Source organism: Pseudomonas sp. GW821-FHT02H09 (assembly GCF_059421425.1).
In genome coordinates this window covers 1-24,779 of record NZ_JBWKVA010000025.1, presented here as the reverse complement: position 1 = coordinate 24,779, position 24,779 = coordinate 1, and the positions used below count along the sequence as shown (strand labels likewise).

Genomic DNA, 24,779 nt, shown 5'->3' with positions numbered 1-24,779 from the left:
ACGTACAGCGGTTATGCTCTGGGCTCACTTGAGCAATGGGATGCCGCGTGACTGCACTCACCCCGCTGGAAAACCTCTGGCTGACTGAAACCGTGCGCCTGCGCGAAGAACACGCAGGCCCTTTGGAAGATCTTGAAGCCAACCGCCTGGCCCGCAACGCTGGCGGCGACCTGCCGAGCCGAATCCAGTACCGCGCCCTGTGGCTGGCCGAGCGCGATGGCCTGACCAGCGCGCTGCGCCATTGGCTGCAAGGCGCGCGACTGGCGTTGATCGTACTGGCGGTACTGGCCATCGTCAGTGGCGCCGGTCTGGCGTTTGCGGCGCTGGGCGACGGCCAGGTCCCGGTCAATGTGTTCTGGGCCCTGGGCAGTCTGCTTGGCTTGAACCTGATTCTGCTACTGAGCTGGGCCTTGGGTCTGCTGTTCGCCGGGGAGCACGGCGCCAGTCTCGGGCGCCTATGGTTGTGGCTCAGCGAAAAGCTCGCCCGCGACGCCAAAGCTGCGCAACTGGCGCCGGCCTTGTTGCTGTTGCTGCAACGCAAGAAGCTCAACCGTTGGGCCGTCGGCGTATTGGTCAACAGTCTGTGGTTGCTGGTGTTACTCAGCGCCTTGGCGATTCTGCTGATGCTAATGGCGACCCGGCGCTATGGTTTCGTCTGGGAGACCACTATTCTCAGTGGCGATACCTTTGTCGTCGTGACCCAGACCCTTGGCGCCCTTCCGGCATTATTGGGCTTCAGCGTCCCGACCGTGGAAATGATTCGCGCCAGCGGCGATGCTGCGCTGAACATCGAAAGCGCCCGGCAAGCCTGGGCCGCGTGGCTGGTGGGTGTGCTAGTGGTCTACGGAGTATTGCCGCGCCTGATTCTCGCGCTGTTCTGTTTGGCGCGCTGGAAAACCGGCCGCTCGGCCTTGCACCTCGACCTCAACCTGCCCGGCTACAGCCAACTGCGCGAGCGCCTGATGCCCAGCAGCGAACGCCTTGGCGTCAACGATGCCGCCCCCGAACAATTGCACGCGGTTCAGGGTGGCCTCAGCACATCGGAAAGTGACGGCGCCTTGCTGGTGGCCATCGAGCTGGACGATCAGCGTCCGTGGCCGCCACAGTTGCCGAAAACCGTGAAAGACGCCGGCATCCTCGACAGCCGTGAGTCCCGGCAAAAGCTGCTGGAGCAAATGACCCGTTTTCCCCCGGCACGCCTGACCATTGCTTGCGACCCGCGCCGTTCACCGGATCGCGGCAGCCTGGCGCTGATCGCCGAACTGGCGCGCAACGCCACAGCGACCCGCGTCTGGCTGCTGCAAGCGCCGCCTGGCCAGGCGCTGGATGCCGAACGCCTGGGCGACTGGCACGATGCCCTGCGACAGCTGGAATTGCCGTTCGCCGATTGCGCGCCGTTGAACTGGCTGGAGAGTGGCCATGACTAAGCCGTTGAGGCTCGCAGTAGTCGGCCACACCAATGTCGGCAAGACCTCATTGCTACGGACTCTGACTCGCGATGTCGGCTTCGGCGAAGTCTCCCATCGGCCGAGCACCACCCGGCATGTCGAAGGTGCACGTTTGTCGGTGGACGGCGAAGCCTTGCTGGAGCTGTACGACACGCCGGGGCTGGAAGACGCGATTGCCCTGCTTGACTACCTGGAACGCCTGGAACACCCCGGCGAACGTCTTGATGGCCCGGCGCGACTGGCACGGTTTCTCAACGGCAGCGAGGCGCGCCAGCGTTTCGAACAGGAAGCCAAGGTCCTTCGCCAGTTGCTGACCTCGGATGCCGGGCTGTATGTGATCGACGCCCGCGAGCCGGTGCTGGCCAAGTACCGCGATGAACTGGAAGTGCTGGCCAGTTGCGGCAAACCGTTGTTGCCGGTACTGAATTTCGTCAGCAGCGCCAACCACCGCGAACCCGATTGGCGCGAAGCCCTGGCCCGACTCGGGCTGCATGCATTGGTGCGTTTCGATAGCGTCGCGCCACCGCTAGACGGTGAGCGGCGACTCTACGAAAGCCTCGCCCTGCTGCTGGAGAGTTCTCGCGGGCAACTGGAACGGCTGATTGCCGATCAACAAGCACAACGTCTGGCCCGCCAGCAAAGCGCAGCACGCTTGATTGCTGAACTATTGATCGATTGCGCTGCCTGCCGACGCAGCGTGGTCAGCAAAGCCGATGCACAACAGCACGCCATCAGCGAACTGCGCAAAACCATTCGCCAGCGCGAGCAGCGTTGCGTCGAAGCGCTGCTCAAGCTCTACGCCTTCCGCCCGCAGGACGCCGCCGCCAGTGATTTACCCTTGCTCGATGGCCGTTGGGGCGATGACTTGTTCAACCCCGAAACCCTCAAACAGCTTGGAGTACGGGTGGGTGGAGGGATCGCGGCGGGTGCGGCGGCCGGTGCCGGCGTGGACTTGCTGGTGGGCGGCCTGACCTTGGGCGCCGCCGCGCTAGCCGGGGCAATCGCCGGCGGCGCACTGCAAACGGCCCGCAGCTATGGCAGTCGCTTGCTTGGCAAGATCAAAGGCCAACACGAATTGACCGTCGACGACAGCGTGCTGCGCCTGCTCGCCTTGCGCCAGCGGCAATTGCTCCAGGCACTGAATCTGCGCGGGCATGCAGCGATGGACAGCATCCAGGTCGCCACCCCACAAGACAAAACCTGGCGCGAAGGGAAATTGCCGGAGGCTCTGAACAAGGCCCGAGCGCATCCGCAGTGGTCGTCGCTCAATCCTCATGCGCGGTTGAGCCAGACGGAGCGCCAGGAACAGGTTGAGGTGTTGGCGCAGCAACTCTGATCGTTCCCTCGCGTGGGAACGATCGGTGGCTTACGCGCCTAACAACCGCCCCGCCTTGTCCTTCAACACCTGCAGATCGATCACCGGCACCCACATCTCCTTGGCCTGTTCATCCCAATGGCGCATGCGCAGGCTGATGGCCCACAACGGGTCTTGCTCGAAGGTTTGGGCCTCTTCAGTCGTCATTACCCCGCCCTGGTACTCCAGCGTTCGCCGGCTCGCTTCGCTGAGTCGGTCGTAGTACCCCGCCTCTTTCAAGGTCAGATAACGCTTGGCCTGAACGTGATACTCCACCAGCCGCGCCACGCGCTCGCTGAAGCCTGCGCGACGCAAATAATCCGCGCCCAAGCGCTCGTGGCTGACCACGCCAAAACCGCCCATGTTTTGCGCGTCTTGAGCGCAGATATGCCCAATGTCGTGAAAGAACGCCGCCAACACCACTTCATCATCGAAACCCTCGGCCATCGCCAACTGCGCGGCCTGGGACATGTGCTCGATCTGCGACACCGGCTCACCGATGTAATCGTTGTCACCGAACTGCTCATACCAACCGAAGACCTCGGCGATGACTTGCTCGCTGTGATTCATCACAACTCCCCCAACAAGGTCGCGACATTACGTTCAGCCATCGCCGGCCCGACACTCATGCCCACCCCCGTGTGCATCAGCGCCACGCTCACTCCCGGGGCCGCGCGCAGGAACGAGAACGGCCCAGTCCCGCGAGAACCATAGACGCCTTGCCAGCGTTCAAGCACCTGCACCTTGCAGCCCAGCGTTTGCTCGGCCAGGTCAATCAGCCAGTTGTCCACCCGCTCAGCATTGAACGGCGAGGGATCACTGCCGTAATGGTGAGAGTCGCCTATGATCAGCTCACCATAAGGCGTCGGGCTGATCAGCAGGTGAATCCCCTGCTCGTGCAGGTGCGGCGATTCGCGAAGAATCTGGGCCTGCACCGCCGCGGCTTCCGGCAAATCGGCAAAGGCGCCGTAATGCACGCAACTCAAGCCGGTCAGCAACGCGTGTTGCAGATTCAGATTGATCTGCGGCCGCGCGCGGAGCATTTGCAGGCGACAGATTTGCGGGTTTAACTCAGCAATTTGTTCAGCAAGCAGCGTCTGATAATCGTGTCCGGAACAGACGATGATCTGTTCGCCACGGAAGGTGCCTGCCGTGCTCTGCAACTGCCCGGGTTCGATGTCGCGAACCAGTGTGGAAAAGTGAAACTCCACACCCAGCTCACGGCGCAGGTATTCGATCAGCGCCGGTATCGCCTCGCGAGAATACAGTTGCTGGTCATCCAGTCCGTGCAGCGCCGCACGGTGATGGCTGAACTGGCCCCCGTACAGGTCGCGCAATGCAGTACCGCGCAGCAGTTCAACGCGATAACCGTGCGCCATTGCGCGGCCGCTGCAGAAGGCTTCCAGCAGCTGTTCTTCGGCTTCGTTGCGGGCAAACAGGTACGAGCCGTTGCGCTTGAGTTGCAAACCGGCTGACTGCGCCCATTGGCCCCAGATATCGCGGCTGGCCCGCGCCAGATCAAACATCACCCCCGGCGGCTGACCGGTAACCAGCGCCTGACCGAAGTTGCGCACCGAGGCGCCAAGCGGTGTGGCGCTGCGCTCGAAGACCTTGACCCGCAAGCCACGTTTGGCTGCGGCATAGGCGTGGGACAAACCAAGAATCCCCGCGCCGACAATCAGCATGTCGCTGTGATTAGCCATGTTTTTCTCCCCATGATCGTTCCCACGCTCTGCGTGGGAATGCCTCCATGGACGCTCCGCGTCCACTGTGACGCAGAGCGCCACGGGCTGCATTCCCACGGGGACCGTGGGAACGATCGAACTGACTTACTTGGCGACGACTTTTTCCGACTTGCCGTCATAGCGCTTGCGCCATTCGGTGAGGATGTTGTCGCGGTTTTTCGAGGCCCAGGCGAAATCGTTTTTAATCAGACGCTGCTCATAGTCCGCCGGCAGTTCGGTCTGTGGCTTGGCGATGCCGGGCTGCGCGAGTACCGCGAAGTTTTCCTTGTACAGCTCCATCGCTGCGGGACTTGCGGAGAAGTCGGCAAGTTTCTTCGCCGCTTCTTCATGGGGCGTGCCCTTGATCAGCGCAGTGGCTTCGATTTCCCAACCCAGGCCTTCTTTCGGCAGGATGATATCCAGCGGCGCGCCTTGGCGTTTCAGCTGCACGGCCGGGTATTCGAAGGAGATGCCAATCGGGAATTCACCGGCTGCCGCCAACTTGCAAGGCTTGGAACCCGAATGAACGTACTGGCCGATGTTCTGGTGCAGGTCGTCCATGTACTGCCAGCCCTGCTTCTCGCCGAAGGTCTGCAACCAGGCGCTGACGTCGAGAAATCCGGTACCGGACGACGCCGGGTTCGGCATGACGATCTTGCCTTTGTATTCAGGTTTGGTCAGGTCCTGCCAGCTCACAGGCTTGGTCAAACCCTGCTTCTGGGCTTCGACGGTGTTGAAGCAAATAGTCGCGGCCCAAACATCCATACCGACCCAGGCCGGCGGGTTGGCGGCATCACGGTAATTGCCGCCGATCTTGCCCAAGTCCTTCGGTGCGTAGCTTTGCAGCATGCCTTGCTGGTCAAGGATCGCCAGGCTCGATGCTGCCAGGCCCCAGACCGCGTCAGCTTGCGGACGGGCTTTTTCGGCCAGCAGTTTGGCGGTGATGATCCCCGTGGAATCGCGCACCCACTTGATTTCGACGTCCGGGTTGGCTGCTTCGAAGGCCTCTTTGTAGGACTTCAGTTGCTCGGCTTCGAGGGCGGTGTACACCGTCAGTTCGGTTTTCGCCGCGAAGGCATTCAAGCTGAAAGCAGTGAGGACAGCAGCGGCAAGAGCCATGGGCTTGAACATGGTGCGGTTCCTTTGTGAGTGCGGATCAGGGTGAGTGGTGGAGTGAATCAGTTGCCGGGCGCGGTTTGCCGCCAGGCCTGGGAGCGACGCAGCAAACCGCGCGAGGCCCAGGCCAGCAGCAGCGAGACGCCTGCCGAGGTGAACAGAATCAGGGTCGACATGGCCGCCGCGCCGCCGACATTGCCGGCGTCGTCCATGTTCAGCACCGCCACCGCCGCGAGGATGGTGTCGGGGCTGTAAAGAAAGATCGCCGCCGAAACCGTGGTCATGGCCGAGACGAACAAGTAGCGAACGATGTCCAGCAGCGCCGGCAGGCAGATCGGCACGGTGACCCGCAGGTAGTGCCGATAGAGCGGTGCTTTGAGCGACAGCGCGGCGGCTTCGAACTCGGCGTCGAGCTGACGCAGCGCGGTGGTGGCGGTCATTTGCGCGGTGGTCAAATAGTGAGCAATGGTGCAGACCACCAGCAGGGTCATGGTCCCGTAGAACACATGCAGCGGATTGCCATTGAGGTTGAAGAAAAACACATAGCCCAGCCCGAGCACCAAACCTGGCACCGCCATCGGCACAAAACTGAGCATGCGCAGCGCCAGATTCAAACCACGCTGGCCGTTGGTTTTCTCCATCAGGTAGGCGCCGGTGAAAATCAGCACACTGCCGATCAACGCCGTGCACAAGGCCATCTTCACGCTGTTGCCATAAGCCAGCCAACCGCCGCCCGCGGTGTCGTTGAACTGGTAATGATTGAGCGACAGCGACAGGTTGTACGGCCAGAACTTCACTAGCGACGAGTACACCGCCATGCCGAACACCAGCAACAACACCGCACAAATCAGCAACACGATGGCCAGGAAACAAGCGTCCCGCAGCCGTGACAGCGCTGGCTGAAAGACCTGCGCCCGACCGCTCATGGAATCGCCATGACGACGACGCAACCAGGCATCGACGCCGAAACTGAACAGCGCCGGCAGCAATAGCACCATGCCAATCAAGGCGCCACGACCGAATTGCTGCTGACCGACCACCGCTTTGTAGGCTTCCAGCGCCAGCACCTGATAATCGCCGCCGACCACCACGGGCACACCGAAATCGGTGATGGTCAGGGTAAACACCAGGCAGAACGCAGCGAAAACAGCCTGGCGGGTCGCCGGCCAGGTGATGCCGCGAAACGCCTTGGCCGGGCTCGCGCCCATGCTCGACGCGGCGTCGAACAAACGCGCATCGGCCAAGGACAAGGCCGAGAGCAGAATCATCAAAGCATGAGGAAAGGTGTAAATCGCTTCACCAAGGACAATGCCCCAGAAGCCGTAGATGTTTTCCGACACCAGCCCGCGAAGCATCCCCTGGTTGCCGAACAGATAAACCAGGGCGATTCCCGGCAACATCGACGGCGCCATCAGCGGCAACAACGACATCCCGCGCCAGATGCCTTTTGCCGGGATCAACGTGCGCTGCAGAGCGTAGGCAAACAGATAGGCCAGCGGCACGACAATGGCTGCCACGCTGACAGAAACCTTCAGGCTATTGCCCAGCAGCCAGTGAAAATTCGCGCTGGTCACCAGTTCACGAGCGGCTACCAGACCGCCGCCCTGCCCGGCTTCGGCACTGAAGCCACGCCAAAAGATCGCCAACAACGGCATCAGCACCGCAACACCCAACAGGCATAGCAGCAAAACCTTGCCACCGACCACGAACACCCGGTCGCCAAGTTCGGCGCGGGTGCTTTGCCGAACCTGCTTGTGCGGCATCGGCAGGACGACGTGCGCGCTCATCAGGCAAACACCTGCAGGCTGCGTGGCGGCAAGGCGACCATGATGTCCTGGGCGCCGAGGCGTGGCATGTCTTGTGGCGCCAGCTCGGCGAGCAGCGAGTGACCCGGCAGTTCGTTGAGTTCGAAGCTCATGCGGCAGCGATTGCCGAGGAAGGTGATCTCGCGGACCTTCGCCGGGAACAGATTCTCTTCATGCACCGGCGGGTTGACGCTGATGGATTCCGGGCGGCAGAACAGACGGCCCGAGACGGCCCGGCCGGAACCCTCGGCCAGCCGCACATGCATGCCGCCGACCTGGGCGTGGCTGTCGCTACTGCGCTGGAACGGTAGCCAATTACCCTGGCCAACGAACTCGGCCACAAACGGCGTCGCCGGCTTGTCGTAAATTTCCTGGGGTGTGGCGTACTGCTCGACCTTGCCGTTGTTCATCACGGCAATCCGGTCGGCCATCAACATCGCTTCGTCCTGATTGTGGGTAACCATCAGGGTGGTGACGCCCAGGTTGCGCTGCATTTGGCGCAGTTCGGTACACAGATGCTCGCGCACCCGGGCGTCGAGGGCCGACATTGGCTCGTCGAGCAGCAGCAACGATGGTGCCGGCGCCAAGGCACGAGCCAGGGCTACGCGCTGCTGTTGACCGCCCGATAGTTGGCCAGGGTATTTCTTTTCGCTGCCGATCAGGCCAACCAGTTCAAGCATCTGCCCGACGCGTTTGCGCACTTCATCGCGGCCACTGCCTGCCAGGCCGTAGGCGATGTTGGCTTCGACGGTGAGATTGGGGAACAGCGCGTAGGACTGAAACAAAATGCCGTAGTCCCGGGCTTGCGGTGCAAGGTGGGAAACGTTGCGGGCACCGAGGTACAACTCGCCGCTGTCCTGACGCTCCAGGCCGGCGATGCAGCGCAGCAGCGTAGTCTTGCCGCACCCGGACGGCCCGAGCAGGCACACCAGTTCGCCAGCGGCGACGTCCAGCGAAACGTTATCCAGCGCAGTGAATGCGCCAAAGCGCTTCTGAATGCCGCGCACCTTCATCGGCGTACCGGGAAAGGTCTGAGCAGTTGCGATCGGGTTGTTCATGGACGGGCCTCATCAAGCAGATGAAAGCCATCCTAGGGACTGAATGCGTAGGTCATGTGGCAACGAGGCAAAAGTTGCCGATAGTGGTATTGGTGGATTTGGGTGATCGTTCCCACGCTCTGCGTGGGAATGCAGCCCGTGACGCTCTGCGTCGCAGCCGAAGCGGACGCGGAGCGTCCAGTGAGGCATTCCCACGCGGGAGCGTGGGAACGATCATCGGCGATTCAGCAACCGGCCATTTCCTGCGCCAACCCCAGGAACGCTGCCGGCAGGCGCGCGCCCTTTCGCTCTTTGAGGCAGTACAGATACTCGGAAATCTGCGGCGCGCCTTCGAAGGTCAGCACCCGCAGTTGCGGATCATGAGGTACTTCATGGCGGGCGATGATGCTGATGCCGATGTTGCGCAGCACCGCTTCACGAATCGATTCGCGGCTGCCGATTTCCAGCAACGGGCCGAAGCTGACGTTGGCGTTTTGCAGCAGGTCCTCGGTCAGTCGGCGAGTGGTCGAGCCCGGCTCGCGCATCAACAAGGTATGCCCGGCCAATGCGCTGAGTGGAACATGGCCATGGGTCGCCAACGGATGATTGCGATGCACCGCCAACACCAGCGGATCGCTGCCCAACACCCGGCGAATCAGCCGCGCATCTTCCAGCAACTGCGAAGAGGCGGCAATGTCGACCCGGTACTCCTCCAGGGATTCCAGCACCTGTTGTGAATTGCCGATCTCGACGGAGACCTCAACCTGTGACAAGCGCTCGCGGAAGGTTTTCACCAGATCGAGAATGTAATACGGCGCCGTGGCGGCGATGCGCAGCGTACCTTGGACCTGGCCACTGTTGCGCAGGAAAAACTCGATATCGGCTTCCTGCTGCAACAACGCTTTGACCATCGGCAGCAGCCGCGCGCCTTCATCGCTGACGCTCAAGCGGCGGCCGCCGCGGTAGAACAACTCAACGCAATACTGGCTTTCCAGGTGACGAATCTGCGTCGTCACCGTCGGTTGGCTCAGGCCGAGCTTTTTCGCCGCCTGGGTGATGCTGCCCAGGCGGGCGACCATATAAAAAGCCTTCAGCTCGGCACTCAGCACTGCACCCTCTCATTGTCTATTTGCGCAACAGGCGCAAACCATTGAACACCACCAACAGGCTGACGCCCATATCGGCAAAAACCGCCATCCACATCGTGGCGAGGCCTGCGAAGGTTACCCCAAGAAAGATCGCCTTGATGACCAACGCCAACGCGATATTTTGTTTGAGGATGCTCGAGGTCTGCCGAGAGAGACGGACAAATGCCGGAATCTTGCGTAAATCGTCGTCCATCAGGGCGACATCGGCAGTTTCGATGGCGGTGTCGGTGCCAGCCGCGGCCATGGCGAAACCAATCTCGGCTCGAGCCAGCGCCGGCGCATCATTGATGCCGTCGCCGACCATGCCAACCCGATATCCTTGAGTGTACAAGGCTTGAACGGCTTGAAGCTTGTCGCTCGGCAGCAGATTACCCTGAGCCTGATCGATACCAACCTGGGCCGCAATCGCCTGGGCAGTGTGTGGGTTGTCGCCGGTGAGCATCAGCGTCTTGATGCCCAGCTCATGCAACTGCCGGATCGCTTCGCGGCTGGATTCCTTGACCGTATCCGCCACGGCGAACAGCGCCAGTGGGCCAGAGGCATCGAGCAGCAGCACCACCGACTTGCCCTGCTCCTCCAGTGCGAAAAGCTTCTCTTCCAGCGCTGGCGAGCACAGACCCAGTTCTTCCACCAGGCGATGGTTGCCCAGGTGGTAGAGCTGACCACCGATTTCACCGCGCACACCGCGACCGCTCAGGGCTTCGAAGTTATCCACAGCGTGCAGCGTCGGCTGTTTATCCACAGCCGCATTGGCGATGGCCAAAGACACCGGGTGATCCGAGCGGCTGGCCAGGCTGGCGGCAATGGCCGGCGCGATCTCATTGGCTATCGGATCAAGGGACAGATAGTCGGTCTGCACCGGTTTGCCGTGGGTGATGGTCCCGGTCTTGTCCAGGGCCAGGTAATCGAGTTTGTAACCACCCTCCAGATAGACACCGCCCTTGATCAAAATACCTTTGCGCGCCGCTGCCGCGAGGCCGCTGACGATAGTCACCGGGGTGGAAATCACCAAGGCGCAGGGGCAAGCGACAACCAGCAGCACCAGTGCCCGATAGATCCACTCGAACCAGACTCCGCCCATGAACAACGGCGCAATCACCGCCACAGCCAAGGCGAAGATGAACACCACAGGCGTGTAGACCCTGGCGAATGTGTCGACAAAACGTTGAGTCGGCGCGCGTGCGCCCTGAGCCTGCTCGACGGCGTGAATGATCCGCGCCAGGGTCGAGTGATTGGCCGCAGCCGTCACTTTGTATTCCAGAGAGCCGGACTGGTTGATGGTGCCGGCGAAGACTTTATCGCCGACGCTTTTCTCGATCGGCAGGCTTTCACCGGTGATCGGTGCCTGATCAATGGTCGAACTACCGGACACCACTTCACCATCCAGGCCGATGCGTTCGCCAGGACGAACCCGCACCAACGCGCCCAATTCGATGTTTTTCACCTCGCGTTCAAGCCAACTGCCGTCAGCTTGCTGCACGGTAGCCTGCTCCGGGGTCATCTGCATCAGGCCGCTGATGGCATTGCGCGCGCGGTCGAGGGATTTGGCTTCGATCAGCTCGGCCACGGTGAACAGGAACATCACCATCGCCGCTTCCGGCCATTGGCCGATCAACACCGCACCGGTCACGGCGATGCTCATCAACGCATTGATGTTCAGGTTGAAATTTTTCAGGGCAATCCAGCCCTTTTTATAAGTAGCGAAACCACCACTGAGGATCGACACCAGTGCGACCAACGCCACGATCCAGCTCGGTGCTGCACTGGTGAAGTGGATCACTTCGGCTACCAAAGCGCCGATACCGGACAACGCCAGCGGGCACCAGGGCTTTTTTGCCGGTATCGGGATTGCTACCTCAGCATCGGATCCCGGCTCGATGGGCTCGGCTTGCATGCCCAGGGACTTGATCGCCTCAACGATAGGTGCAGTGGACGCTAGGTCATGAGTGACGCCCAGCACCCGGTTGATCAGGTTGAACTCCAGTTGCTGCACACCCGAAAGCTTGCCGAGTTTGTTCTGGATCAGTGTCTGCTCGGTCGGACAGTCCATGGCTTCGATGCGGAAACTGCTCAGGCGTGCCCCGGCAGTGGGCGCTTCGCTGAGCTTGATCAGCGACGGCGCTTGAGCCGTCGAACAGCAGGAATGCTGATGGCTGGCGTGATGGTGCTTATCGACTGGCCGGAGCTTTTGCCCGTGATCGTGATCAGCATGCTGATGGTCAGCATCGGGTTTGTGGGTGTGGATGGAATCGCTCATTGGGTCGCGTCCGAAAGGTGCCTGTTGCCAAGTGAACACCCTGTAGCCACTATAGGGTCAAGCAGCCAACGGAGATGATCTGAAATGAAAATAGGTGAGCTGGCGAAACTGACTGACTGTCAGGTCGAAACCATCCGTTATTACGAACGCGAAGGCTTGCTGCCGCCACCTGCGCGCAGTGAAGGCAATTATCGGTTGTACACCCAGGCCCACACCGAACGGCTGACCTTTATCCGCAACTGCCGAACCCTGGATATGACCCTCGAGGAAATCCGCAGCCTGCTGGGTTTGCGCGACAGCCCGCAAGGCCAGTGCGAAAGCGTGAATGCCTTGATCGACGAGCACATCCTCCACGTCAAGGCGCGAATCGACGGCTTGCTGGCCTTGCAGGAACAACTGCTCGACCTGCGCCAACGCTGCAGCGAAGGGCCGGGTATCGATCAGTGCGGGATTTTGCAGCGTCTGGAAGTGAGTGGCTCAGTGGTGGCCAGTGAAGCCGAGCATTCACATGTCGGCAGAAGCCACGGACACTAGAAGAAGAGTGGCGCTCCCCCTCGCGATCTGGTCTCTGATTCAACTCAAAGACATTATCAAGCGACTTGAAGAACTCGATACCACCCGTCCAACCGTTTTCTATGCTTCGTCCGGATCGAAGGTATTTCAATGAGTTCAAATCCTTTAGGTATTACGCTCGGGTTTCCCGGCATCGATAGGCATTTGCTGAAAGTACAGTTCAGCTTCTTACTGATGGTACTGGGCGGACGATGTAACCAGCTGGCGGTGGCCTGGTGGGCCTTACAGGAAACAGGGTCGGCGGTCTATTTCGCTAATATGATTGCCTGCTCCATCGCGGCTGAAGTGCTGGCCAAACCCCTGCTCGGATGGCTAGGGGACAAATACAACAAAATCACGATCATCAAGCTGGCCTCTTCGATCAGTCTGATAACGGCGCTGTTGATGGCTGCACTCTCCGTCACGGGGTCGTTCAACCCATGGGTAGTTGGTGCGCTGATGATCGTCAGCAGTGCGATCGTGGGTGTGCGGGATCCCCTTCAGGCGTCGATCATCCCGTTGTTCGCAGAAGACGATAAAGTATCTCTCGCCTTTCGAACCAAAAGCGTCATGTCATCCTTTTCCATTCTTTTGGGGCCGGTAATGGCCAGCGGACTGATTTACTGGTTCGGTATCACCTTTGCTCTTGCCGCTGATTTTTTTGCGATCCTTGCGGCAGGAGCGTTGATTGCGACCATCCCGACGCAAACCGGTGCAACCCGACAAGGCGAGAAAGCGCCCGATGTCAGCGGATTCAGCATGATCTATTCCGGCTTCAAAGTAGTTTACGGAGTGAAGGTCGAGTTTTATCTGGCGGTCATTGCAATGCTCATCAATTTTGCACTTTTTCCGTTCTTCACCATCCTGATCCCGCTATATGTAAAAGACGTCATACAGTATCCGGTCACTTACATCGGCATTCTGGATTCCTGCTTTGGGCTGGGGATTCTGGTGGGCAGCTACAAGATAATCGGCTGGTTGTCCAAACGCGTGCGGCGTGACGTGTGCGTGTCCGCAGGCTTCGCGCTACTGGGGTGCAACCTGCTGGTCGTCGGTACGTGCTCATCGTCTTTCATTGTACCCATCGCCTTTTTCTGCGGCGGAGTCGGTCTAATGTTGATCAACATTCCGACCTCCGCCGTGAGGTTGCTGGCCACGCCAAAAGTTCATCGAAACAGGATTTTTGCCACGGTTTCATTTCTTTCGGCAGCTGCCAGTCCTCTTGGCAGTTTTGCGATGAACTACTTTATCGCCTCCCAGGGTGTCGCGCTGACGATAACGCTCCTTGGGAGCATGGTGGTTCTGCTGTCCCTGTTGGTCTTTCTGGTGCCCGATTTCAAATCATTCATGTGCACGCAGGACACGCAGCTCAACGACGCTTATCTGGAAAAATACCCTGACGCGTTTACGCACTGACCTGCGTCACCGTTGCCCGGACATTACAAATGGAGTTGTATTTCGATATGCCTGACTTCCAAGATCGGCCTGAACCTGCTCAACGCGAACAGATCTTCTGTGGCCAATACTATGACGACCTGAGCTGTACAGGTTTCTTGGGGGATCCGTCTAAAGAGCGTATTTCGGTACTGATGCTGGGGCTTGCGGACGGCGTGGCTGTGGCGCCGATATTTGCCAGCTCCAGGGTGGCGAGTCTGTTAGCCGTTGATATCGACGAAATGGCGATCGTTCGCTGCCTCGACAACCAGAAAAACCTTCCGGCGCATTTCAAGTTTGAAACCGCCATAGCGGATGCCGCGCACTTTCTGGCCGTCACCACTAACCGGTACGACGTCATTATTGTCGATCTCTACACCCAGAGCTCGTATGCCTCAATCGTGTTCGACCACGCTTTCCACCATCTCTTGAAAGACCGCCTCAATCCCCTGCGTCACTGCGCCAACGCTGCAGCGAAGGGCCGGGTATCGATCAGTGCGGGATTTTGCAGCGTCTGGAAGTGAGTGGCTCAGTGGTGGCCAGTGAAGCCGAGCATTCACATGTCGGCAGAAGCCACGGGCATTGAGGACGCCATCGCGGGCAAGCCTCGCTCCTACAGGTTCGATGTGATTCCGTAGGAGCGAGGCTTGCCCGCGATCACCGCAAAGCGGTGCCTAAATCAGACCGCCATCGGCGCAGTCATTGGCGCGTGGTGTTCGTAGCCCTCGAGTGAGAAGTCACTCGGTTCGATCTGTTCCAGCCACTCGGGCTGGTACACACCGGTCTTGGAGAACTCCGGGACACGCTCGGAAATCACCAGTTTCGGCATCGGGAACGGCTCACGGGTGAGTTGTTCGTTGAGCATGTCCAGGTGGTTTTCGTAGACGTGGGCGTCACCGATGAAATAGGTGAACCAGCGTGGCGTGTAACCGGTCAGGCGGCCGATCAGGCTCAGCAGCGCCGCGCCTTCGGTCAGGTTGAACGGCGTCCCCAGCCCCAGGTCGTTGGAGCGGATGTAGAGGGTCAGGGAGATTTCCCGGGTCTCGACATTCGGGTGAAATTGGTACAGCAGATGGCACGGCGGCAAGGCCATTTCATCGAGCTGGGCGCAGTTCCAGCCGTGGAACAGAATACGGCGACTGCCCGGGTCCTTGATGATGGTGTCGACACACTGACGAATCTGGTCGATGGCCTTGTACAGCACCACGTAGGCCTGGCCGTTTTCTTCACCTTCGGCGATCTGCCGATAGCCCTGGCTCAGCGCCAGTTCGATAGCGGCCTGGTTGCTGGTGTTGATCTGTTTGTACGCCGGCCATTTGCGCCATTGCACGCCATAGATCTCGCCCAGATCGTCGTCGCCCTGACGGAACGGGTTGGCCAGCCACTGAGCGTTTTCGTTGGCGTTCTGGTCCCAGACCTTGCAGCCCAGAGCACGAAACTCAGCGGCGTTGTTCACGCCGCGCAGGAAACCGACCATCTCGCCGATGGCCGACTTGAAGGCCATCTTGCGAGTGGTGATTGCCGGGAAACCTTCCTTCAAGTCATAGCGCAGCATCGCGCCGGGAAAACTGATGGTGTTCACACCAGTGCGGTTGGCCTGCTTGGTGCCGTGCTTGATGACGTGGGCGACCAGATCGAGATATTGCTTCATGAATTACCTGTGTCCTTGAACCCGGGGCCTGCGCCCCGGGATTCGAATTTAAAGCGCCGCGTCTTTGGCAGCAGGGGCTGCCGGGGCACGGTGATAGGCCAGCCAGATCAGGAACAGACCGCCGACAATCATCGGCACGCAGAGTACCTGCCCCATGGTCAGCCAGTCCCATGCCAGATAACCGAGTTGTTTGTCTGGAACACGAACGAATTCGACAATGAAACGGAAAATCCCGTAAAACAGGGCAAACATCCCGGATACGGCCATCGTTGGTCGAGGCTTACGTGAGTACAGCCAGAGGATGGCAAACAGTGCGACACCTTCCAGGGCGAACTGGTACAGCTGTGACGGGTGACGCGCCAACTGATCAGGATCGCTGAAAGGCGGGAAGATCATCGCCCACGGCACGTCGGTCGGCTTGCCCCACAACTCGGCGTTGATGAAGTTGCCAATACGCCCGGCTCCCAGGCCAATCGGCACCATCGGCGCGACAAAATCCATAAGCTCGAAGAACGACTTGCCGTTGCGCTTGCCGAACCACCAGGCCGCCAGCATGACCCCGATGAAGCCACCGTGGAACGACATCCCGCCTTTCCAAACTTCGAAGATCAGGGTCGGGTTGGCCAGATAAGCACTCAGGTCGTAAAACAGCACATAGCCCAGTCGGCCACCGACAATCACCCCCATCGACATCCAGAACACCATGTCGGAGAGTTTCTCCTTGGTCCAGGCCGGGTCGAAACGGTTCATCCGGCTCGACGCCAGCAGCCAGGCGCCGCCGATGCCGACCAGGTACATCAGGCCGTACCAGTGGATTTTCAGCGGGCCGATGGCCAGGGCCACCGGGTCAATCTGCGGGTAAGGCAGCATTGCGACTCCTCGTTAGAGTTGAAACCTAAAAATTCGGGGCTGGACCATGCCAATCCAGGATTAAGCCAATATTGCGACACGCTGTCAGAACAGAAAACTCAAGCCCACACAAAACAGCAATGCGGCGAACATTCGTTTCAGCAAACGCGGCGACAGCCTGTGCGCCATCCGTGCGCCGAAACGTGCGAAAACCATACTGGTCAGGGCTATCCCGAGCAGCGCTGGCAAATAAATGAAACCCAGACTATGAGCCGGCAAACGTGAATCATGCCAGCCCAGAATCATAAAACTTAACGCACTCACCACGGCAATCGGCAAGCCGCAGGCCGATGAGGTGGCCACCGCCTGCTGCATCGGCACGCTGCGCCAGGTCAGGAACGGTACGGTCAACGAGCCACCACCGACCCCGAAGATCGCCGACGCCCAGCCGATCACGCTGCCGGCCAGGGTCAACACGAGCTTTCCGGGAACGGTTTGGCTGGCCTTGGGTTTGAGATCCAGGGTCATCTGCAGGGCGATGACCAAGGCAAAGACACCGATGATTTTCTGCAAGTTCGGTCCGGAGATAGCCTCTGCCGTCAGTGCGCCAACACCCGAGCCGATCAGGATCCCGACCGTCATCCAGAGAAAAATCGGCCAGCGCACCGCGCCTCTGCGCTGATGCTCGCGGACCGCGTTGACCGAGGTAAAGATGATCGTCGCCAAGGATGTACCCACCGCGAGGTGAGTCAGCACCGACGCATCGAAACCTTGCAAAGTGAAACTGAACACCAGCACCGGGACAATAATGATTCCGCCGCCAACGCCAAACAGCCCCGCCAGCACGCCTGCACAGGCGCCCAGCAGCAGGTAGAGCAGAAATTCCATGGGTGCATCCCGAAATAAGACCGGCATGGTAACGGATGCATGGCCTTGGGCTCCACTGGATGGCGATGGATACCCGCCCGATCTGTGCGTAGAGTGAGCAAAAAACACAGAGGGATAACCCCATGTGCTTGATCGTGTTCGCCTGGCGACCCGGCCATGCCCAGCCTTTGGTTGTAGCCGCCAACCGCGATGAGTTCTACGCGCGCCCCAGCCTGCCGTTGGCGCAATGGCCTGAGGCGCCGCAGATCTATGCCGGTCGGGATCTGGAGGCAGGAGGCACCTGGCTCGGAGTCGGGCCCGCTGGACGCTTTGCTGCGCTGACCAATATACGCAACCCGCATCAGCCACCGGCCCGTCGATCGCGCGGTGAGTTGGTGGCGCGTTTTCTGAACGAGAACACGCCGATTGAAGACTATTTAGCCGACGTTGTCGACAGATCGGTTGATTATGCGGGGTTTAACCTGCTGGTTGGTACGACTGATCAATTATGGCACTACAACGCGCTGGAGCCTGGGCCGGTGCTTTTGGCGGCCGGTGTCTACGGACTGTCCAATGCGGGACTCGATACTCCATGGCCGAAAGTGCTCAAGGCCAAGGCGGCATTGAGCGAGGTCCTGGACGATCCGCAACCACAGGCGCTACTCGCCTTGTTGAACGACGCACAAACCGCTCCGATCGCCGAATTACCCGACACCGGGGTTGGCCTCGCTACCGAGAGTCTACTGTCGAGCGTGTTTATCGCCAGCCCCAGCTATGGCACCCGAGCCAGCACGGCGCTGATCGTTCGGGCCGACGGCTCGCGGCACATCGTCGAGTGCAGCTTCGGGCCCTATGGCGGGCATTTGGGGGAGGTTGAGCTGAGGGTTTAATCCAAGGATCGTTCCCACGCTCTGCGTGGTAACGCATCCCGTGACGCTCCGCGTCACCGGCGCAGAGCGTCGAAGGCTGCATGCCCACGCAGAGCGTGGGCATGCTCAATAAGGACTTAAAGCGCCTTCATCGCCGCCGGATTGATCATCCGCGCCAGCCCGAGATTCTTCAGCGCCAGTTGCAGCGAGCTGTGGATAACTTGCGGGTTGTCGATGGTCATCAGCTCGGCCAGCAGTTCCCTGGCCTTGCTCAGGTTGATCTGGCGCAGCATCCACTTCACTTTCGGCAAGTTGGTGGCGTTCATCGACAGGCTGTCAAAGCCCATCGCCATCAACAACACCGCCGCCGCAGGATCACCGGCCATCTCTCCGCAGATACTCACCGGTTTGCCTTCGGCATGGGCGTCGCGCACGACACTCTGCAAGGCTTGCAGCACGGCTGGGTGCAGGTAGTCGTAGAGGTCGGCAACCCGGGGGTTGTTGCGATCCACGGCCAACAGATATTGGGTCAGGTCGTTGGAGCCGACCGAAAGGAAGTCCACCTGCCGCGCCAGTTCCTTGGTCTGATACACCGCTGCGGGGATTTCGATCATCACGCCAATCGGCGGCATCGGTACGTCGGTGCCTTCGTCGCGCACTTCGCCCCAGGCGCGGTGAATCAGGTGCAGCGCCTCTTCCAGCTCATGGGTGCCGGAGATCATCGGCAGCAGGATTCGCAGGTTGTTCAGGCCTTCGCTGGCCTTGAGCATGGCGCGGGTCTGGACCAGGAAAATTTCCGGGTGGTCGAGGGTGACGCGGATCCCGCGCCAGCCGAGGAACGGGTTGTCTTCTTTGATCGGGAAATACGACAGCGACTTATCGCCACCAATGTCCAGGCTGCGCATGGTCACCGGTTGCGGATGGAAGGCAGCGAGTTGCTCGCGATAAATCGCCAGCTGCTCCTTTTCGCTCGGGAAGCGCTGATTGATCATGAACGGCACTTCGGTGCGGTACAGACCCACGCCTTCTGCGCCACGCTTCTGCGCTCGCGCCACGTCCGCCAGCAGGCCGGTGTTCACCCACAGTGGCATGCGGTGACCATCGAGGGTCACGCACGGCAAGTCGCGCAGTGCATCCAGCCCCAGGGCCAGTTGCCGCTCTTCTTCGACCACTTCGGCGAATTGCTTGCGCAACACGTCACTCGGGTTGGTGTAGACCTCGCCGTGGTAGCCGTCGACAATCATCTGGATGCCGTCGACCTTGGAGTACGGCAGGTCAACCAGACCCATCACCGTCGGGATACCCATGGCGCGGGCCAGGATCGCCACGTGGGAGTTGCCCGAACCCAACACCGAGACCAGGCCCACCAGCTTGCCTTCCGGCACCTCGCCGAGCATCGCCGGCGTCAGTTCTTCGCTGATCAGAATGGTGTTGTCAGGATAGACCAGCGTCTGCTGACGCTCCTCTTGCAAATAGGCCAGGAGACGGCGGCCCAGGTCCTTGACGTCCGATGCCCGCTCGCGCAGGTAGGCGTCGTCCATCAATTCGAAACGGTTGACGTGATCGGTGACCACCTGGCGCAAGGCGCCTTGAGCCCACTGGCCGGTCTTGATCACGGTAGTCACTTCGCTACCCAGCGAAGCATCGTCGAGCATCATCAGGTAGACGTCGAACAGCGCCCGTTCTTCAGGGCGCAACTGGGTCGCGAGCTTTTCCGACAGCGTGCGCATATCGGCGCGCACACCTTCGATGGCGGTCTTGAACAGCCCCAGCTCGGCGTCGATGTCGGTGATGGTCTTGTCCGGCACCACGTCCAGATCCGCCGGTGGCAGCATGACCACCGCCGTACCGACCGCGGCACCGGGCGAACCGGGTACGCCGACGAACTTGGCTTCCTGAATGCCTTTGCCCTGACGCCCCAGACCGCGGATCGAGCCAGTGGCTTCGGCGTGAGCGATAACCCCGGCAAGCTGGGCGCTCATGGTCACCAGGAAGGCTTCTTCACCTTCATCGAACTGGCGACGTTCTTTTTGCTGAATGACCAGAACGCCGACGACGCGGCGGTGGTGAATGATCGGTGCGCCAAGGAAAGAGGCGAAGCGCTCCTCGCCAGTTTCGGCGAAGTAGCGATAACGCGGGTGATCAGCGGCGTTTTCGAGATTCAGGGGTTCTTCACGCGTGCCGACCAGGCCGACCAGACCTTCGTTGGGCGCCATGCTGACCCTGCCGATCGAGCGCTTGTTCAAGCCCTCGGTGGCCATCAGCACGAAGCGATTGGTCTCTGGGTCCAGCAGATAGACTGAGCAGACCTGGCTGCTCATGGCTTCTTTGACGCGCAACACAATAATCCCCAACGCCGCCTTGAGATCCTTGGCGGAGTTAACTTCCTGGACGATCTTGCGCAGCGTATTGAGCATGGCTCGGGGTCGAACTCCGTCGTCAGTCGCGCGCTAAAAGGCGCGGGGCAAGCTCTTTGAGGGCGCGTCGATACACCTCGCGCTTGAATGTCACTACCTGGCCCAACGGATACCAATAGCTGACCCAGCGCCAGCCATCGAATTCCGGTTTGCCGGTCAAATCCATCCGCACCCGCTGCTCGTTAGAGACCAGGCGCAGGAGAAACCATTTCTGTTTCTGGCCGATGCACAGCGGTTGGCTATGCGTCCTTACCAGACGTTGCGGCAAACGATAGCGCAACCAGCCCCGAGTGCAGGCGAGAATTTGCACATCTTCGCGTTCCAGACCCACTTCTTCGTTCAACTCACGGTACAAGGCGTCTTCCGGTGTCTCCTGAGGGTTGATACCACCCTGCGGAAACTGCCAGGCATCTTGATTGATACGGCGAGCCCATAGCACCTGGCCGGCATCATTCGTCAGAATGATCCCAACATTGGGGCGGAAACCATCTGGGTCGATCACGGCAACAACCTCGCAAACGCATGTCGCCGCATTGTTCCACAAAGGCTGTGAAAGCAGCAACGAGCCGGCCTACCTTATGTGCACTCTTGTGAAAAGACCGTATTCTGGACGCCTTTTTACAGACTTTTCAGCGAGTAACTGCAATGCGCCTGGCTTTATTCGACTTGGACAACACGCTTTTGGGCGGTGACAGTGACCACGCCTGGGGCGATTACCTGTGCGAACGGGGCATCCTCGACGCTGTCGCCTACAAGGCGCGTAACGATGAGTTCTACCAGGATTACCTGGCCGGCAAACTGGACAACGCCGAGTACCTGAACTTCTGCCTGGAAATCCTCGGCCGCACCGAGATGGCCAAGCTGGACGAATGGCATCGCGACTACATGCGCGATTGCATCGAACCGATCATGCTGCCCAAGGGCATCGAGCTACTGGCCAAACACCGGGCCGCCGGCGACAAGCTGGTGATCATCACCGCCACCAACCGCTTCGTTACCGGGCCGATTGCCGCACGCCTGGGCGTCGAAACCCTGATCGCCACCGAGTGCGAAATGATCGACGGCCGCTACACCGGGCGCAGCACTGACGTACCGTGCTTCCGTGAAGGCAAGGTGACGCGCTTGAATCGTTGGCTGGAAGAAACCGGATTTAGCCTGCAAGACAGCTACTTCTACAGCGATTCGATGAATGATTTTTCGCTACTGGAACGGGTGACGAATCCGGTGGCGGTAGATCCTGATCCAAATTTGCGGGCTGAGGCCAAGAAACGGGGTTGGCCGGTGATTTCGCTGCGCGACTGATGACACCATCGCGAGCAAGGGTTCCTGTAGGAGCGAGCTTGCTCGCGATAGGACCGGCACTATTTCTGGATTTAAACCGGCTTGGCGCCCATCAATCCTGAAATGGCAATGAAGCAAACAAAGCTGAACACCGCCAACGCCAAGGTGAATTTCAAATTGCTCGCCGCCTGCGCCACCCGCAGGCGATTGAGCCGTATCAGCAGCCATAACCAGCTCAGCGCGCCGAACATATAGATCACGCTGGAGGCCAGAACCCAGGTCTGCCCCAGTGGCCAGCCCACCAGATGCGCCATCCACCAGCCGCTGAACGGCAAGCTCAGCAGCGCAATCCCCATCACCAACCAGACGAACAGCCACGGCCGATGCAAGGTGCGGGTGTAGATCGTCGCATCACCCTTGCTGTAACCACGCCATACCCGGATTGCCAACCCCAACGCGCTGCCCAAGAGCAGCACCGTCGCCAGGACGTGGGCTATTTTCAGGGCGGTAAGCGTTTCCATGTATGCGACTCCTTAGGCCGTGACCATCAGCGTAGTCGCTCAACCGAGGAACAGTTGATACGCCGGATTATTGCTTTCATCCCAGTACGGGTAACCGATCTCTGCCAACGCTGCCGGCACCAGATGGCGTTCATCGGCAGGCACTTGCAGGCCTGCGACCACTCGCCCATCGGCAGCACCGTGGTTGCGGTAGTGGAACATCGAGATATTCCAGCGACCGCCGAGTTTGTTGAGGAAGTTGAACAACGCGCCCGGTCGCTCCGGGAACTCGAAGCGCAGCACTATCTCATCGCTGACCCGCGCCGCATGACCACCCACCATATGACGAATGTGCAACTTGGCCAGTTCGTTGTCGGTCAAGTCGAGTACCGGGAAACCCTGGATCATAAGGCTACTGATCAACGCACTGCGCGGATCGTTTTCCGGGTGCGTCTGCACGCCGACGAAAATGTGCGCTTCGCTGCCGGTGTTGTAGCGATAGTTGAATTCAGTGATCTGACGTTTGCCGATGGCTTCGCAGAATGCCTTGAAGCTGCCGGGCTTTTCCGGAATGGTCACGGCGATGATTGCTTCGCGCCCCTCGCCCAATTCGGCGCGTTCGGCGACGTGACGCAGTCGGTCAAAATTGACGTTGGCGCCGGAGTCGATGGCCACCAGAGTCTGGCCGGTGACGCCGCGCATCTCGACATATTTCTTGATCCCGGCTACGCCCAAAGCACCGGCAGGCTCAGTGATCGAGCGGGTATCGTCGTAGATATCCTTGATCGCCGCACAGATCTCGTCGGTGCTGACAGTGATCACTTCATCAACATAGTCTTTGCAGATGTCAAAGGTGTGCTGACCGATCTGCGCCACTGCCACGCCGTCGGCGAAGATGCCGACAGTCGGCAATACCACGCGCTCGCCCGCCGCCATGGCCGCTTGCAAGCAATTGGAATCGTCCGGTTCGACGCCGATGATTTTGATTTCCGGCCGCAGGTATTTCACATAAGCGGCGATCCCGGCGATCAGGCCGCCGCCGCCTACCGGAACAAAAATGGCATCCAGACGCCCCGGGTGCTGGCGCAGAATCTCCATCGCCACGGTGCCCTGCCCGGCAATGGTGTGCGGATCATCGTACGGATGGATGTAGACGTAGCCTTTTTCGTCGACCAGTTTCAGCGAGTAAGCCAATGCTTCCGGGAAGGTATCACCGTGCAGCACCACTTTGCCGCCACGGGAGCGCACGCCTTCGACCTTGATCTCCGGGGTGGTCTTGGGCATCACAATGATCGCCTTGACCCCCAGCACTTTGGCCGCCAGGGCCAGGCCCTGTGCATGGTTGCCGGCTGATGCGGTGACCACACCACGGGCGCGCTCCTCATCAGTCAGCTGTGTGAGCTTGTTGTAAGCACCGCGAATCTTGAACGAGAACACGGGCTGCAAGTCTTCACGCTTGAGCCAGATCTGATTGCACAGCCGCTCGGAGAGCTGGCGGGCAGTCTGCAATGGAGTTTCTACGGCAACGTCATAAACGCGCGAGGTGAGGATCTTCTTGACGTACTGTTCGAGCATCGGAAAGCATCACTGAGCGGGTTGGGCAGGGCCAAGGAGTCTAACTCAGCGTTTGGCCGTGCGACCATACGAATCAAGAGGTTTTAACCGGGCATACAGCTATAATGGCGGCCTTCTGTTCCCCTCTGCCCGCTTCGGAGCCCGCATGACCCAGGATCAACTCAAACAGGCAGTGGCTCAGGCCGCCGTCGACTTTATCCTTCCAAAACTCGACGACAAGAGCATCGTTGGGGTCGGCACAGGCTCCACCGCCAACTGTTTCATCGACGCCCTGGCCCTGCACAAGGGCGCGTTCGACGGCGCGGTCGCCAGCTCCGAAGCCACCGCGGCACGCCTCAAGGGCCACGGCATTCCGGTGTATGAGCTCAATACCGTCAGCGACCTGGAGTTCTACGTCGATGGCGCCGATGAAAGCGACGAACACCTGAACCTGATCAAGGGTGGCGGCGCAGCCCTGACCCGCGAGAAGATCGTCGCGGCGGTGGCCAAGACCTTCATCTGCATCGCCGACGCCAGCAAACTGGTGCCAGTACTGGGCGCCTTCCCGCTGCCGGTCGAAGTGATCCCGATGGCCCGCAGCCATGTGGCCCGCGAACTGGTGAAGCTCGGCGGCGACCCGGTTTACCGCGAAGGCGTGTTGACCGACAACGGCAACATCATCCTCGACGTGTTCAACATGCAGATCACCAATCCGGTCGAGCTGGAAACCCGGATCAACGCTATCGTCGGTGTGGTCACCAATGGCCTGTTCGCAGCGCGTCCGGCCGACCTGCTGCTGCTGGGCACTAGCGAAGGCGTGAAAACCCTTCGCGCATGACCCTGTAGGAGCAGCCGGTCGACGCTCGATTGCTCGCGATGAGGCCGTCACAGGCGACAGAGATGTCGACTGACAGAC

Annotated in this window: 21 protein-coding genes and 2 pseudogenes; 9 read left to right on the top strand and 14 right to left on the bottom strand. The window is 60.1% G+C overall.

Going from position 1 to position 24,779, the window contains the following annotated elements:
* Positions 1-47 precede the first annotated feature (47 nt).
* Entirely contained in the window at positions 48-1,427 is a 1,380-nt protein-coding gene (locus AC07VR_RS26900) for a DUF2868 domain-containing protein (RefSeq protein ID WP_495013085.1), read from the top strand.
* A complete protein-coding gene (locus tag AC07VR_RS26895; RefSeq protein ID WP_495013084.1) occupies positions 1,420-2,784 on the top strand; it encodes a GTPase/DUF3482 domain-containing protein in 1,365 nt (454 codons plus the stop codon). The genes AC07VR_RS26900 and AC07VR_RS26895 overlap by 8 nt, the downstream gene beginning before the upstream one ends.
* A gap of 30 nt (positions 2,785-2,814) precedes the next feature.
* Here the strand turns inward: AC07VR_RS26895 and AC07VR_RS26890 are convergent, their stop codons facing one another.
* The 7 genes from AC07VR_RS26890 to AC07VR_RS26860 form a co-directional block, all read right to left on the bottom strand.
* Positions 2,815-3,372, bottom strand: coding sequence for a phosphonate degradation HD-domain oxygenase (locus AC07VR_RS26890; protein ID WP_495013083.1), 558 nt, complete (start codon positions 3,370-3,372; stop codon positions 2,815-2,817).
* The gene (locus AC07VR_RS26885; RefSeq protein ID WP_495013082.1) at positions 3,372-4,505 is read right to left on the bottom strand and encodes a TIGR03364 family FAD-dependent oxidoreductase; all 1,134 of its coding nucleotides are present in this window, start codon (positions 4,503-4,505) and stop codon (positions 3,372-3,374) included. Before AC07VR_RS26885 ends, AC07VR_RS26890 begins: the two co-directional genes overlap by 1 nt.
* Positions 4,506-4,631: 126 nt before the next feature.
* On the bottom strand, positions 4,632-5,657 hold the full coding sequence (locus tag AC07VR_RS26880) for a putative 2-aminoethylphosphonate ABC transporter substrate-binding protein (protein ID WP_495013081.1): 1,026 nt from the start codon (positions 5,655-5,657) through the stop codon (positions 4,632-4,634).
* A 47-nt stretch (positions 5,658-5,704) separates the two neighbouring features.
* Complete coding sequence (locus AC07VR_RS26875) at positions 5,705-7,429, bottom strand: putative 2-aminoethylphosphonate ABC transporter permease subunit (RefSeq protein WP_495013080.1); 1,725 nt, start codon at positions 7,427-7,429, stop codon at positions 5,705-5,707.
* Positions 7,429-8,505 carry a putative 2-aminoethylphosphonate ABC transporter ATP-binding protein gene (locus AC07VR_RS26870; protein ID WP_494990754.1) on the bottom strand — a complete coding sequence of 359 codons (1,077 nt, stop codon included), beginning with the start codon at positions 8,503-8,505 and terminating at the stop codon, positions 7,429-7,431. The genes AC07VR_RS26875 and AC07VR_RS26870 overlap by 1 nt, the downstream gene beginning before the upstream one ends.
* A gap of 224 nt (positions 8,506-8,729) precedes the next feature.
* Positions 8,730-9,593 (bottom strand): LysR family transcriptional regulator, encoded by an 864-nt coding sequence (locus AC07VR_RS26865; protein WP_495013079.1) that lies wholly within the window; start codon positions 9,591-9,593, stop codon positions 8,730-8,732.
* A gap of 16 nt (positions 9,594-9,609) precedes the next feature.
* Positions 9,610-11,889, bottom strand: a complete 2,280-nt coding sequence (locus AC07VR_RS26860; RefSeq protein ID WP_495013078.1) for a heavy metal translocating P-type ATPase — start codon at positions 11,887-11,889, stop codon at positions 9,610-9,612.
* Positions 11,890-11,973: 84 nt separating this feature from the next.
* Here AC07VR_RS26860 and cadR point away from each other — a divergent pair, with 84 nt between their 5' ends.
* The 4 genes and pseudogenes from cadR to AC07VR_RS26840 form a co-directional block, all read left to right on the top strand.
* On the top strand, positions 11,974-12,423 hold the full coding sequence (cadR, locus tag AC07VR_RS26855; RefSeq protein ID WP_495013077.1) for a Cd(II)/Pb(II)-responsive transcriptional regulator: 450 nt from the start codon (positions 11,974-11,976) through the stop codon (positions 12,421-12,423).
* A 129-nt stretch (positions 12,424-12,552) separates the two neighbouring features.
* A complete protein-coding gene (locus tag AC07VR_RS26850) occupies positions 12,553-13,857 on the top strand; it encodes an MFS transporter (RefSeq protein WP_495013076.1) in 1,305 nt (434 codons plus the stop codon).
* A 29-nt stretch (positions 13,858-13,886) separates the two neighbouring features.
* A pseudogene (locus AC07VR_RS26845) lies at positions 13,887-14,312 on the top strand (spermine/spermidine synthase domain-containing protein); the annotation flags it as partial.
* 20 nt (positions 14,313-14,332) lie between these two features.
* Positions 14,333-14,461, top strand: a pseudogene (locus AC07VR_RS26840) (Cd(II)/Pb(II)-responsive transcriptional regulator); the annotation flags it as partial.
* Between the two features lie 93 nt (positions 14,462-14,554).
* Here the strand turns inward: AC07VR_RS26840 and AC07VR_RS26835 are convergent.
* The 3 genes from AC07VR_RS26835 to AC07VR_RS26825 form a co-directional block, all read right to left on the bottom strand.
* Complete coding sequence (locus AC07VR_RS26835) at positions 14,555-15,526, bottom strand: thymidylate synthase (RefSeq protein WP_495013075.1); 972 nt, start codon at positions 15,524-15,526, stop codon at positions 14,555-14,557.
* Positions 15,527-15,574: 48 nt separating this feature from the next.
* Complete coding sequence (gene lgt / locus AC07VR_RS26830; protein ID WP_495013074.1) at positions 15,575-16,396, bottom strand: prolipoprotein diacylglyceryl transferase; 822 nt, start codon at positions 16,394-16,396, stop codon at positions 15,575-15,577.
* Positions 16,397-16,480: 84 nt separating this feature from the next.
* Positions 16,481-17,263 (bottom strand): sulfite exporter TauE/SafE family protein, encoded by a 783-nt coding sequence (locus AC07VR_RS26825; protein WP_494990759.1) that lies wholly within the window; start codon positions 17,261-17,263, stop codon positions 16,481-16,483.
* A gap of 122 nt (positions 17,264-17,385) precedes the next feature.
* On the opposite strand from AC07VR_RS26825, the gene AC07VR_RS26820 reads away from it, so the two are divergent.
* Entirely contained in the window at positions 17,386-18,132 is a 747-nt protein-coding gene (locus AC07VR_RS26820) for an NRDE family protein (RefSeq protein ID WP_495013073.1), read from the top strand.
* Between the two features lie 116 nt (positions 18,133-18,248).
* Here the strand turns inward: AC07VR_RS26820 and ptsP are convergent, their stop codons facing one another.
* Both ptsP and AC07VR_RS26810 read right to left on the bottom strand, forming a co-directional pair.
* On the bottom strand, positions 18,249-20,528 hold the full coding sequence (ptsP, locus tag AC07VR_RS26815; protein WP_494990761.1) for a phosphoenolpyruvate--protein phosphotransferase: 2,280 nt from the start codon (positions 20,526-20,528) through the stop codon (positions 18,249-18,251).
* A 22-nt stretch (positions 20,529-20,550) separates the two neighbouring features.
* Positions 20,551-21,030: an RNA pyrophosphohydrolase gene (locus AC07VR_RS26810; protein WP_150806187.1), complete on the bottom strand. Its 480-nt coding sequence runs from the start codon at positions 21,028-21,030 to the stop codon at positions 20,551-20,553.
* A 143-nt stretch (positions 21,031-21,173) separates the two neighbouring features.
* On the opposite strand from AC07VR_RS26810, the gene AC07VR_RS26805 reads away from it, so the two are divergent.
* Positions 21,174-21,830 (top strand): histidinol-phosphatase, encoded by a 657-nt coding sequence (locus AC07VR_RS26805; RefSeq protein ID WP_495013072.1) that lies wholly within the window; start codon positions 21,174-21,176, stop codon positions 21,828-21,830.
* A 71-nt stretch (positions 21,831-21,901) separates the two neighbouring features.
* Here the strand turns inward: AC07VR_RS26805 and AC07VR_RS26800 are convergent, their stop codons facing one another.
* Together AC07VR_RS26800 and ilvA are read right to left on the bottom strand one after the other, a co-directional pair.
* A complete protein-coding gene (locus AC07VR_RS26800) occupies positions 21,902-22,330 on the bottom strand; it encodes a DUF2269 family protein (RefSeq protein WP_495013071.1) in 429 nt (142 codons plus the stop codon).
* Between the two features lie 39 nt (positions 22,331-22,369).
* Positions 22,370-23,884 carry a threonine ammonia-lyase, biosynthetic gene (ilvA, locus tag AC07VR_RS26795; protein ID WP_495013070.1) on the bottom strand — a complete coding sequence of 505 codons (1,515 nt, stop codon included), beginning with the start codon at positions 23,882-23,884 and terminating at the stop codon, positions 22,370-22,372.
* 145 nt (positions 23,885-24,029) lie between these two features.
* Between ilvA and rpiA the strand changes: the two genes are divergently transcribed.
* Positions 24,030-24,701 (top strand): ribose-5-phosphate isomerase RpiA, encoded by a 672-nt coding sequence (rpiA, locus tag AC07VR_RS26790; RefSeq protein ID WP_494990765.1) that lies wholly within the window; start codon positions 24,030-24,032, stop codon positions 24,699-24,701.
* The last annotated feature ends 78 nt before the right edge of the window (positions 24,702-24,779 follow it).